Source organism: Lacticaseibacillus rhamnosus, from assembly GCF_900636965.1.
Taxonomy (GTDB): Bacteria; Bacillota; Bacilli; order Lactobacillales; family Lactobacillaceae; genus Lacticaseibacillus; species Lacticaseibacillus rhamnosus.
This window is the reverse complement of the sequence record NZ_LR134331.1, coordinates 2914338-2925641: the sequence shown is the minus strand read 5'-3', so window position 1 is coordinate 2925641 and position 11304 is coordinate 2914338. Positions and strand designations below refer to the sequence as shown.

Genomic DNA, 11304 nt, shown 5'->3' with positions numbered 1-11304 from the left:
ATGACCGCCTTTGTTATGCTTATACCTGTAGGGAGGGATAAGTGTGGCACTCAGTGATGATCATAAGGTTAAATCTCAAGATGGATTCGCGCACAGTGAAATGAAACGAAAAAGGCGAGCGGTTTTTGGGCCGCTGGGTTTACTTTTTATGTTTGAGTTTATTAATCTTTATCAACTCTTTGAAGATGGAGAATTATTTACTTTTAAAGGATTACGAATACTTTTCGCTTTGTTTATACTTGTTTTCCTAGTTGTTATATTTTCCAAGAATTTAAAAAAGCCTGCACGGTAGACAATGAAGATGGAAAAGTAAGACTCAGGTTTCGGCAGTGCTGCCGTTCCTGGATTGTCTGGTTTTAATCTTATAGAAGCGAGTTGTTCGGATATGAATCACTTAATTGCGGTTTTCCTGATTGTAGCAGTTTTATCTATTGGCCCTTTAATTTGCTTTGTAGTCATTCATAGAAAAAACAAGCGACTGAAGGCACTTGTTCTCGGCATACAAAGTCTTCAGGAAGAAAAGATGTTTACGCAGCGTGCTCTCGATAACGTCCTGTGTGGCATCGTTTCTGAGAAAGTCACTGTTAAGCATGATGGTTCCTTGGATTTGTCCAACTTTATGTCATTTAATAGTTTGGAAAAGTTATATATAGTTTTGGAAAACAATAATCCATAAAGAGTGAAGTAGGGATGATTGCCATCGCAAGGGTTCTTAAGTGGTAGACGCTGCCGTCAAGAAGCTAGAAGCGTTCTTGACGGCAGCGTCTTTTTGCACTCGGAAAAAAAGTTGCAAGCCTCAATTTTCAAGTCAAGTGCAACGATGATAACGAATTCTTGATAGTGGTCTAGGCTGTTACGCCATGCATCGGTAGTAATCGCATGGGCGAAGATAGTTCAGAATACGTCTGGGACGATGGTTCAGTGCGGATTGGACTGCTTGAATTTCAACCAGGGTAACTGCTCTGAGAGACTTCCCTTTCGGGAAGAATTCCCTAAGCAGTCCATTGGCGTTCTCGTTTGTGCCACGCTCCCAAGGCGAGTACGGATGTGCGAAGTAAATCTGGGTTCCAACAATCTCTGATAACTTGGCAAACTCGGAACCATTGTCAAAAGTGATACTCTCAAATTCCTTGGCCCCGTAGTCGTCGATCGTGTCCTGCAAGGCTTTAAGGCAGGTGCCCGCATGATAGTCAGGAATCTTGACGATGATCTCAGTCCGGCTGTACCGTTCTGTGAGCGTCATTAATGCTGGCTCATCAGCTAAGCGAATACCTTTGACCAAGTCGCCTTCCCAATGTCCCACGCCTGTGCGGTCATTCACGGCCGCAGGACGCAACTCGATTGAGTCGCCGTATATCTTCTTATTCTTGCGCTTGTGGGCGTTCTTATAGCCTTTGATGCGGCGTCGGAGCTTCTTGGGAAGTGTCATGTTGTCTAGCTCAAGCAGCCCGGCGTCGATGTAGCGATACACAGTTGTCGTTGAAGGGCAAGCCTTGCCCTGGTCGCGATAGAAGTGTACGAAGCTATCAACGCTGTGTACGCGCGGCTTACGAGTAAGCTCCCTGGCGAGAGCCTTGAAGAACGCACGGCCGGTCTTAAGAAAGGCGTAGTGACCGGTTCTATCGCGTTTACGGTCGTGCATGGCTTGGGCAGTTTCCGCAAGATAGACTTGATGCGAGTGACGCTTCGAGTCGAGCTGAGTTACAGATCCACGCGTGATTTCTCGTGAGATTGTCGCTTTACTGCGATGAAGCTTCTGTGCAATCACGGTCGCGGTGTCACCAGCAGCCTGAAGGGCCTGAATTGTAGCACGGTCGCTAAAACTGAGTTGTTGGTAATGCTTGTGGGTGTTAGTCTGAGAGTGGGTCATGAAGATTCCTGCTTTCTTGTTTAGCTAGCACTAACAAGAATAGGTCTTCATGGCCTTTATGGTCTAGTCGTCAGGGTGTTGCACTTGAATTGTAAACTGGGGAAAAAAGTTGCAAGTGAGACGCTGTATTTTTCAAGTTCTTGATATTCAAAATAGTAATGTCACTGTCCGGACTCATTTTGGTTACCTTTTTTGACTCATGTCAGGCGCATCAAATGATTGGCCAGTGGAACGATGGCGGGCGCTTGCCTGTTTCGATAAGGTAGATCGCGACCAACAAGATGGTAAGAAAATTGCTTAATTGGTATACTTTTTAATCTACTTGTCAGACTAGCTTACATTAAACGTTGACGCTTTTTGGAACACGCATATACTAAGAACGTAAATATTGGTATATGAAAGGGAGTTCACAATGCGTATCGAGGAAGATTGTATTGGCAAGCTGGCAGTAGATGAGGATGTTTTATATGGGATCCACACGACCCGCGCACTGGCGAATTTTCCAATTAGTCATGAACGGACCGATGCTTTGCTTTTTAAAAGTCTGATTATCATTAAAAAGGCGGCGGCACAAGTGAATGCAGCTGGCGGGACATTGTCAGCCGCTAAAGCGAAAGCAATTGTTGCGGCATGTAACAGCTTGTTGATGGGTGAACATCGTGATGCACTGGTGGCGCCGGCGATTCAAGGAAGTGCCGGGACTTCGGTTAATATGAATGTTAACGAGGTCATTGCCAACTTGGCCAGTCAGCATACCGCTGAGCCGGTGCACCCGAATGACGATGTGAATCAGAGTCAGTCAACGAATGATACTTATCCCACAGCCGGGAAAATGGCGGCTTTGCAAGCTTTGCCGCCATTGCAGCAAGCCTTGACCTTTTTAATTAAGTCGTTGTTGGTCAAAGCAGACGAGTTTGCGGACGTGGTTAAAGTCGGGCGCACACAATTGCAGGATGCAGTGCCAACTACATTTGGTCATAGTTTTCATGCGTATGCCAGTTTGTTCCAGCGCGACCAAAAACGGTTGACGCGAGCGGCGGAAGATTTACGCCAGGTCAATTTAGGGGGGACGGCAATCGGTACCGGGTTGAACGCGACTCCTTATTATCGCGCGCACATTGTGTCCCAGGTTAACCGGCTCATTGACTTAAAGCTTGAGTCAGCTGATGATTTGATCGATGCCACTCAGAATTGTGATGTCTTAGTTGCCTTTTCCGGAGCAATGAAGGGGTTGGCGACGGATTTATCTAAGTTTGCTAACGATTTGCGGTTGCTGAGCAGTGGTCCGCAAGCTGGTTTGAATGAACTTCATTTACCGGCGAAACAGGCAGGGTCTTCGATTATGCCGGGGAAGGTGAATCCGGTCATCCCTGAGGTCGTCAATCAGATTGCTTTTCAGGTTATCGGGCAGGATTTAACGATTAGTATGGCAGCAGAAGCAGGGCAGTTGGAACTAAATGCCTTTGAACCGATTATTTTCCGTGACTTGTTGCAAGGCGAGCGCTATTTAGCCCGAGGCATTGACACCTTGACAACGAATTGCGTGACTGGATTAACCGTCAACGAAGCGCAGTCTGATGAAAATGTGCAACACTCGGCGATTAGCGCAACGATTCTTAGTCCGTACCTTGGCTATGAAGCGACAACCAAACTCGTTAAGACCAGTCTTAAAACCCACATTGCCATTCCTGAACTTCTTCGCCGGCAGCACCAACTGCCAGATGAGTTGATCAAGCGACTGTTCTCACCAGCAGTCATGACAAACCAAGAGCCAATTCCTAAAGCGGCTGCAGTCGGTAAGAATTGATGTGATTTCCTACCAAGTGACACAACTGTTCCACATGAAACAAGCATCTTCGGTTTAGGTGTTTCATGTGGAACTTTTTGTCATCAACAATAGGTTTCACGTGGAACGTACAAGCTTTCTATAATCTAATTCACTCAAAAAAGCACCCGCGGATTTTCCGTGAGTGCTTTTTTGATGAAGCATGGTAACTTTTGGAGAACTGTACTGCTAACTATCCGGCAATTGAGACGTGTGTTGGTTGGTGCTCAATAATCGGCATCCACTGCGACACAATGTTTTCCGGGCTAAAGTGGCTGGCACGTTCCAAACTTTGATGGGCGTAGTGCTGGCGCAAATCGGTTTGGTTAATCATTTTCTTGAGGTTAGCAACAAAATCCGGGACATCCTGCGCTTTGGTCAGCAGGCCATAGTCGTTGTTGCCAAGGTATTCGCGGGAACCGGTATTTTCCATGGCAACAACCGGTAAACCTGAGGCCATAGCTTCGCCGATAACCAGCGGCATGCCTTCCCAACGCGACGTGGATACGAAGATTGAAGCGGCACGGTAATGATCACGCAAAGCCTTATCTTTTAGCGGTCCTTGATAAATAAGCTTGTCACTGACGTTAAAATAGTCGATCAGGTCATAGAAGTTTTTCATGTCTTCATCGGTTCCAGCGCCGGCAATTGCGATCTTCCAGTCGTCCGGAAGTGAAGCGGCGGCCTCAAGCAAAAAATCGATTCCTTTGTGGGCGATGGCGATTCGGCCGGTGAAGGCGATGCGGTGGGCGTTTAGATCAGCTTCACCAGTAGGAACAAGGGTGAGCGGATTGTAGATTTTAACGGTACGCGGATTGAAACGCTTATAGGAATTCAAATCGCTTTCGGTTAACGTAACGAGTGTATCGACAGCTTGCAAGCCGCCTTCAAACTCAGCTTGCATCTGGACATAGTAATCTTCCATGTAAGTAGCGTAGTTGTTGTGCATCCAGCCAATGAGATTAACGTCTGGCAAAGCCCGTTTAATCAGCGGAGCAAAACTCGTTGTTAAACCGGCTGGTAAGATAACTGTTTGAAAGTGCTGATCCCGAATTGTCGTGATCAAATCCGCAATTTGGTCATGATAGTGGGTGTATGGGTCACTACCAAAAAAGTTTAAAAGTTTAGGATCGGTTGGGCGCGGTGCGATGAGCAGAGGTGCGTCCAACTCAAAGTAGGCAGGGGCATCTGCTAAAGTATAAAAACTAACATCGTAGTGCTTGACGAGGTCGTTACCTAAAACGGTTGAAGCGCGTTTAACGCCATCCATGACGATATTTTCTAGAACGATCATAACTTTCATAAGTGTTCGCCGCTAAGATCAGCGGCTCCCCCCCTTTCTTCTGAGTACGTTACGAGCTGACTGCAGCGTCCAGTCGAAGTGGCACAACTACTAAAAAAATAGTAGCGGGGTCATAACAGTTTTTGGTTCTTCTGAGAAACTGTTTATATTATCATACGCGCTTTTTATTAGTAAGTGCAAGTTTTTTCTCGCAACCGTTGATTTATCAAGGGTTGTGAGTGCTTGTTTCATTTAGAAAAAAGGGATTATGATAAGTGGCTGAATTGTTTGCGTTCTGTTTCACGTGTAACTGCAACTTAAGCTAAGACGTTGCTTATCTATCTTATAACCTAAACTGAAAATTCACAAGAAAATTTTTTGCTTTTCGACTGTAACCGGCAATTTAGTGAGCGCGAGCCAGCCCGGTTAGAAACCGGAGCATAGGTGGCCTTGGGCGTGATGACCGGGCTTTTATGCTGATTTTCCTAAATGGCGCAAAGGAATGGATGAGCTGGGTTTCGTGGCGAAAAAGATTAAACCGAGTGTTCCACGTGAAACAACCTCGCGCTATGATTTATGCTTTTTTGAGCGCTGCCACCAATAACGATCATGTACAAGTTGCTTAGTGAGTGCTTTCCAATGAGGTCGCAATATGGCTGTGTTAACCGGCAGATTGCCAAAAACTGTTTCTTCATAAGCCTTGGTTAAGTTAAACATATACGCTTGCTGGCCTAATCGTTTATCGATGGCCTGAGCATAATCATCAAGCGACTGGTTCACGGGTCGTTTCTTGACCCAACGTAACGCCCGAAGAAGTATGCGATAACGCGCCGAAAAGTTTGTCGATCCCAGTCCGATTCCTAATATCAGCATGACGAGCGCTGGTAACTGCCAGACACTTATCAACAGTAGAGCTAATAAGATGATGAACAATGATTTTTTTAGCCAACTCAGGCGGTTGAGAGACGGCCGAGATTGTCGTTTCGTTTGTTTGGACACTGTACTGGCGGACACACGCGAACTGGACGAGGATGAATTGCTAGTGCTGGACGGCTGAACGCTTTCAGTGCCGCTGCTACTGGGACTTGGAGGCGAAACATTTTCATCGGGAGTTGCCGGGTCACTGAAGCCTGGTGTTGGTTCAAACGGCAGCCAGCCTAAGTTATCGAAGTAAACTTCCGGCCATGAATGGGCATTGCTGTTGCGAATCACGTATCTTTTCTGATTTCCGGAACCACCGAGCAATGTGCCAGTGTTGAATCCCTTAGCCCAGCGCGCTGGCAAGCCGATACTGCGACATAGTACAACCATTGCCGAGGAGAAGTTATCACAGTAACCGATGGGCGAATCAAAAAGAAAATAATCCACATAGTCCCGGGTTGGCGGGGTGCGGCGTGCATCGGTTTTTGAATACGTGAAGCGTGGATCTGATTTGAGATAATTTTGGACAGCCAGTACCTTTTCGTATGGGGTCGTGGCCTTGGCGGTGATTCTTTTGGCAAGTGTTCTGATCCTTTTTGGCAGGGTGCGTGGCAATTGTAGATAACGGGACGCAACCTTTTGACGGGAACTGGTCGCCGCGGCCAATTGTGCTGCTGAGATCTGTTTTGGTTGCACCTGAATGTCCAATCGCTGAAAACGTGCTTGGTCGGTTGTTTGCATGCGGCGGGTTTCCGGATTGAGCAAAAAATCGGTCGTGGGATCGGGTTGGCCGCCGGTGAAGGTCAATTGACCATAAGGAAGCGGTAAATAGGTTTTACCACCGTTGAAAGTTAAGGCCGTACTTGTGGCAGGCCCGTAATCGATAGTAGCCGCCGAGTCGCGCATGGTGGCACCGTCTAATGGCATACTCTGGTTTTGATCAGCACCAGCCTGCCAACCAGTACCGGTATATTCTGCATCAACGGCAACGCGATAATAACTGGCTTTAGCACTGGTTGCCGTGAAAACCGGAGTGGGGTCATCGTAGACCGGTCCTCCCAAAACGCGGCTATTTTCAGTAAAGCCCGTTCGTCCGGGGCCGTTGATATAAGTCTCAATACCGGCATAAAAACCACGCTGATTTAACCGGTCACGAAAAGGAATCGACACATTTGCCAGCTGATCATTTAGTGGGGTCGCCGATGAAAGCCAAGCGAGGCCAAGCGTTAGTCCGCTTATGAAGACACATCCCAGTAAGAACGGGCGCCAATGATCAGCATAAAGATGGAGCATCGCCATCAAACCGGTTACCAAAGCCAACTGGATAAATTGAATGGTTAATTCGCTGCCGTTAAAAATGTGCACAGCCACCAGATAACTAAGAACGATGGCAATAGCGCCAGGATAGAAACGAACCACAACCGTTAACAGCAACAGAAAAGCTACCAACGTGATCACCAGCGTCATGCTGAGGACGGTTGGAACATCGACGCCGCCAGCCTGCACGAATTTTCCGGTTGCACTGGTAAAGGTGTGTAAATACGCCGTGAACCACGAAACGCCAAATGGCTGCTTCAGCGGCAGTACGCCCCAAAGCCCACCGATTGTCGTGCCGCAGCCCAATAGCAGCCACCATGGCCATTGGCGCGGTAGTAGCACGGCCAAAAAGTCAATCAGACTCATCATCAGGATATAGACGATTAATGCGCGTGGGTGGGCGATTGGATTGATAGTAGCAAAAGGTTCTAAGAAAAGCGCAAGTAGCCACCATGATAACAAAACTGCTAAAAGTCGTTGCAGCCACTTAGGCATGGTCGCCACCTCCTGACAGTGTTGCCACGGTTGTCACAGCCGGAGCAAGTACTTGTTGAAACGGGACGGCGGTTGCAGTGTTGGCAGCGAGAATTAGGTAGGCGCGTTGGTGACCCGGGGCGGATAAGTCATGCAGCCATTCGACATTGGCGCTGCCCTTAGGTTCAAACCCTGCAAGCAAAGCATCTTGTTGACCACGAAAAACACGCGTGAGCCGCTGATCCAGCAAAAAGCCATCCCCACTAAAGATTCCGGTATCCATTAAGCTTGCAAACAAACTTAGTCCCGCCTCAACAGACAGTGAAGGACTGATGATGAGCAGCAAGGTCCAAGCGGTCTGGCTTTCATGTTCATCATCGTGCACGATTAATGAATCAGCGTGGGCACTGATTTTCCAGGCGATTTGCTGAATGTTATCACCCGGGAAATAATCACGGAAATTTTTGATCCGATCACTTGGCAGACCTGCTTCCGAAGCGGCCATTTTTTGAACAAAATGGTCGGCCATCCGCGCAGCAGCTTCAGGCTGACGGGTAGGGCCCACGGTTAGCGGCGTCGTGAGCTGTAAGGGTAGTGTTTTGCGGAACCAACCAAACCAATCGGTCACGGTCACGCTGAAAGGAAGTTGGCGATAAACACCGCGGGGTAATTGTAACGTGATTCTGGCTGTTCGCTGACCGCTGGGAAGGTGCCAAGTGCTGGTTTTAGCAGCATCTAATAAAATTAAATTAGGCAGCCATTTGCCGTGCGTCAGCGTAAAGAAACGCCGAGCTGGCCGGTTGGCAATTAAAGTGGGGTTGTCAGCGGTAAACTTAAGGCGCCGTCGCAATGGTAGTAATAAGGGAAGAACGAGGAGCAGCAACAACACGAACACAAACTCGCTGACAAACCAACTCGTCGGCGAATTAAACGCCATGCCAAAACAGATTAGGCAGCCAAAAATGGCGACAAGGGCACTGTTCAGAAAAACGTTACGCCAATGCATGGGTTCACCTCCGAATTGGAGCGGCGGTATGCTGAAGAATCTCGGTTAACAGATCGGCTGATTTTACAGTCGGGTCTTTAAGAATCAAGCGATGGCCAAAGACGGGAATGACCAAATGCTGAATGTCAGAGGGCTTGACGAAGGATCGTCCGTTGAGCAGGGCAAACGCTTTTGCTGCTGACACTAAGGCAATCCCACCACGCGGACTGATGCCTAGTCGAATTCGCTGATCGGCGCGGGTGGCTTGAACCAGTTTCAGGACATAATCGGCAATGGCGTCAGTGACTGTGATGGTTGGCACGATTTGTTTACTTGCAGCCAAGCTAGCCGCATCAAGGACGGGTTTCAAATTTGCAATCATGGTTTGCCGATCAGGACTGACAAGGAGACTTTTTTCTGCGGCCGCATCGGGATACCCCAGGGATAGGCGTAACATGAAACGGTCTAATTGCGCTTCTGGTAACGGATAGGTGCCGGCGTAATCGGTGGGATTTTCCGTTGCCATGACGAAAAAGTCAGGCGGAAGCGGATAAGTGCGGCCATCGACAGTAACTCGGCCTTCACCCATGGCTTCCAGTAACGCTGCTTGGGTTCTTGGTGTGGCGCGATTGATCTCATCGGCCAGCAAAACGCTTGTGAAGATTGGCCCGCGTTGAAATTCAAATGCATTGGTGGCCCGATTGAAGATTGAGGTACCTAGAACATCGCTAGGCAGCATATCAGGCGAAAACTGAATTCGGGAAAAGGGTATGTCCAAGGTTTTGGCGATGGTTTGAACGAGGGTGGTTTTACCAACCCCGGGAATATCTTCAAATAAGACATGGCCGCCAGCTAATAAAGCGGTAAATGCCAGCAAAATCGGCATCGGTTTACCAACGACGACTTGTTCGACCTGTTTGCGCGCTGCGTTAAAAGTTGCTTGTGCTTCGCTGATTTCCATCACGATCACGACACCTCCATGCGGCCATTATTCAGTAAAATTGTGGAAACAGCAAGTCACAAGCTGAGGCCGTCAGTGGCAACCTTTTTGCTTCTTCCTGCAGTGTTGGCAATCAGTCAAACTCATGCTGATGTTGTTGGCGGTAATCTTCTCAATAGCGCCTTATTTCAGCGTAGGGTATACTATAGCCTGACCCCATAAGCAGACTGATTGGAGGGGACCATATGAAAAAACGGTTGACGTATCACTTGGATATTATCGGGCATTATTTGTTGGTAGGCTGGCTCTTGTTTATTGCGATTACCATTATGGTGAGCTTACTTACCTACATTGTGATGGATGCGAATCCGACATTTATTCACCAAATTGTGACCGGATTGTCAGACAAATTTGCAGAACCAAAAGACAATCTCCATGCTTTTTGGATGATCTTGCTTAATAATGAACGCGTTGCTTTGGGGCTGATGCTAATAAGTATGATCCCGATTCCATTTCTTTATTGGCTTTCGTATGTGGTGACATGTGCGTCAGTCGGCTTAGTCATGGGCGTTTATGCAGCCAAGATGGGTCTCAGCGGAGCACTAGCCGCATTTGCTTTGGGAATTCTACCACACGGCATTCTTGAAATGAGCGCTTTGATTATCGGTGTGACCCTAGCAGCACAAGTCAATCGCGCACTGCGTCATTCAATCAAGCGTTTCTTTTCTGATGCTCATTATGAAAAGTCACCGCTGGATGTCAAAGCCATTGCCTTACAATATGTTTGCATCGTCGTACCCATGATTGCAGTGGCAGCGTTGATTGAAGGTTTTGTGACCCCGGTACTTTTGCGACTGATTGTTCATTGATAGCTGATGGATGTTTGTCTTGAACCGAGTGTCAATCTTTTTTTGGCAACATAAACTAAAGCGAATGAGTTCTCCTAAAGTTTAAGGAGACTCATTCGCTTTTTAAATGATTCGTGGGCCACTTTTCAATAAGTGCCCGTTTTGAAAAATAAGCGCTTAATGTTTCTCGTGGAACATTAAGACCATTCTGACCGAAGCAAGGAGTAGGTGTTTACGTCAAGAAAGTCGCCATTGTGATGCGGATCTTCCTGACGTAAAATGCCGTCCAAATGAAACCCGGCTTTTTCGGCGACGTGATTGCTGGCATCGTTGGTGACGGCTGCATTCAGTGTCAGCTTATTAAGATCGTAATCATGAAAAGCAATATCAGCCATGGCTTCGACTGACTTATGCATGATACCCTTGCCACGCGCAGATGATGTCAGCCAGTAACCGATATCGGCCTTATGATGAAGGGTGTGATCGATGGTATTGAGACTGATAATACCAACCGGGGCATCAGCTTGGTGAATGACCAAATGCAGCGCGCGTTGTTCACCGAAGCTTTTCAAGGTGGCAGCTAAGAAATTGATTTCATCATCGGCAGTTAACGTGGTAGCAACCCATGGTAAAAAAGCGGCCAATGAATCGCGACTAGTTTCGATTTGCTCGAATAAAAGCGGGCCATCAATTTCCGGACGAGGTAGTGCTAGTTTCAGGTCATAATCAATTAGGTAGCTAAACATGGCTTCATCCCATTTTCTTATTAGTTTCTCTTAGTATAAAACAATCTTCTTCTCAGTGCGCATGGACAAGCTTTCAGAAAATCGGTAGACTTGGTA

General features: G+C 47.4%; 10 protein-coding genes. 4 read left to right on the top strand and 6 right to left on the bottom strand.

Translation table 11 applies throughout. The features are described from left to right. The first annotated feature begins 43 nt into the window (after nucleotides 1-43). A complete protein-coding gene (locus EL173_RS14730) occupies nucleotides 44-292 on the top strand; it encodes a hypothetical protein (RefSeq protein WP_005690549.1) in 249 nt (82 codons plus the stop codon). Between the two features lie 93 nt (nucleotides 293-385). Then, nucleotides 386-676 carry a hypothetical protein gene (locus EL173_RS14725; protein WP_005690552.1) on the top strand — a complete coding sequence of 97 codons (291 nt, stop codon included), beginning with the start codon at nucleotides 386-388 and terminating at the stop codon, nucleotides 674-676. 177 nt (nucleotides 677-853) lie between these two features. Here EL173_RS14725 and EL173_RS14720 read toward each other — a convergent pair whose 3' ends face one another. Beyond that, nucleotides 854-1870: an IS30 family transposase gene (locus EL173_RS14720; RefSeq protein WP_019728331.1), complete on the bottom strand. Its 1017-nt coding sequence runs from the start codon at nucleotides 1868-1870 to the stop codon at nucleotides 854-856. Nucleotides 1871-2282: 412 nt separating this feature from the next. Here EL173_RS14720 and EL173_RS14710 point away from each other — a divergent pair, with 412 nt between their 5' ends. Further along, nucleotides 2283-3677 (top strand): aspartate ammonia-lyase, encoded by a 1395-nt coding sequence (locus tag EL173_RS14710; protein WP_005690556.1) that lies wholly within the window; start codon nucleotides 2283-2285, stop codon nucleotides 3675-3677. 211 nt (nucleotides 3678-3888) lie between these two features. Here EL173_RS14710 and EL173_RS14705 read toward each other — a convergent pair whose 3' ends face one another. From EL173_RS14705 to EL173_RS14690, 4 genes are all read right to left on the bottom strand, one after another. Continuing rightward, nucleotides 3889-4998, bottom strand: a complete 1110-nt coding sequence (locus EL173_RS14705) for a glycosyltransferase family 4 protein (RefSeq protein WP_005690558.1) — start codon at nucleotides 4996-4998, stop codon at nucleotides 3889-3891. Between the two features lie 546 nt (nucleotides 4999-5544). Continuing rightward, the gene (locus tag EL173_RS14700; protein ID WP_005690560.1) at nucleotides 5545-7710 is read right to left on the bottom strand and encodes a transglutaminase-like domain-containing protein; all 2166 of its coding nucleotides are present in this window, start codon (nucleotides 7708-7710) and stop codon (nucleotides 5545-5547) included. Then, on the bottom strand, nucleotides 7703-8695 hold the full coding sequence (locus tag EL173_RS14695) for a DUF58 domain-containing protein (protein WP_005690561.1): 993 nt from the start codon (nucleotides 8693-8695) through the stop codon (nucleotides 7703-7705). Before EL173_RS14695 ends, EL173_RS14700 begins: the two co-directional genes overlap by 8 nt. Before the next feature lie 4 nt (nucleotides 8696-8699). Next, entirely contained in the window at nucleotides 8700-9635 is a 936-nt protein-coding gene (locus EL173_RS14690) for an AAA family ATPase (protein WP_025014114.1), read from the bottom strand. 224 nt (nucleotides 9636-9859) lie between these two features. On the opposite strand from EL173_RS14690, the gene EL173_RS14680 reads away from it, so the two are divergent. Then, nucleotides 9860-10483, top strand: coding sequence for a stage II sporulation protein M (locus EL173_RS14680; protein WP_005690568.1), 624 nt, complete (start codon nucleotides 9860-9862; stop codon nucleotides 10481-10483). A gap of 176 nt (nucleotides 10484-10659) precedes the next feature. Here EL173_RS14680 and EL173_RS14675 read toward each other — a convergent pair whose 3' ends face one another. Beyond that, on the bottom strand, nucleotides 10660-11208 hold the full coding sequence (locus tag EL173_RS14675; RefSeq protein WP_005690569.1) for a GNAT family N-acetyltransferase: 549 nt from the start codon (nucleotides 11206-11208) through the stop codon (nucleotides 10660-10662). Nucleotides 11209-11304 lie beyond the last annotated feature (96 nt).

Coding starts and splice junctions, on each gene's coding strand:
- EL173_RS14710 (WP_005690556.1), top strand. CDS start 2,283: ATGCGTATCGAGGAAGATTGTATTGGCAAGCTGGCAGTAGATGAGGAT.
- EL173_RS14675 (WP_005690569.1), bottom strand. CDS start 11,208: ATGTTTAGCTACCTAATTGATTATGACCTGAAACTAGCACTACCTCGT.
- EL173_RS14725 (WP_005690552.1), top strand. CDS start 386: ATGAATCACTTAATTGCGGTTTTCCTGATTGTAGCAGTTTTATCTATT.
- EL173_RS14700 (WP_005690560.1), bottom strand. CDS start 7,710: ATGCCTAAGTGGCTGCAACGACTTTTAGCAGTTTTGTTATCATGGTGG.
- EL173_RS14720 (WP_019728331.1), bottom strand. CDS start 1,870: ATGACCCACTCTCAGACTAACACCCACAAGCATTACCAACAACTCAGT.
- EL173_RS14705 (WP_005690558.1), bottom strand. CDS start 4,998: ATGAAAGTTATGATCGTTCTAGAAAATATCGTCATGGATGGCGTTAAA.
- EL173_RS14680 (WP_005690568.1), top strand. CDS start 9,860: ATGAAAAAACGGTTGACGTATCACTTGGATATTATCGGGCATTATTTG.
- EL173_RS14690 (WP_025014114.1), bottom strand. CDS start 9,635: ATGGAAATCAGCGAAGCACAAGCAACTTTTAACGCAGCGCGCAAACAG.
- EL173_RS14695 (WP_005690561.1), bottom strand. CDS start 8,695: ATGCATTGGCGTAACGTTTTTCTGAACAGTGCCCTTGTCGCCATTTTT.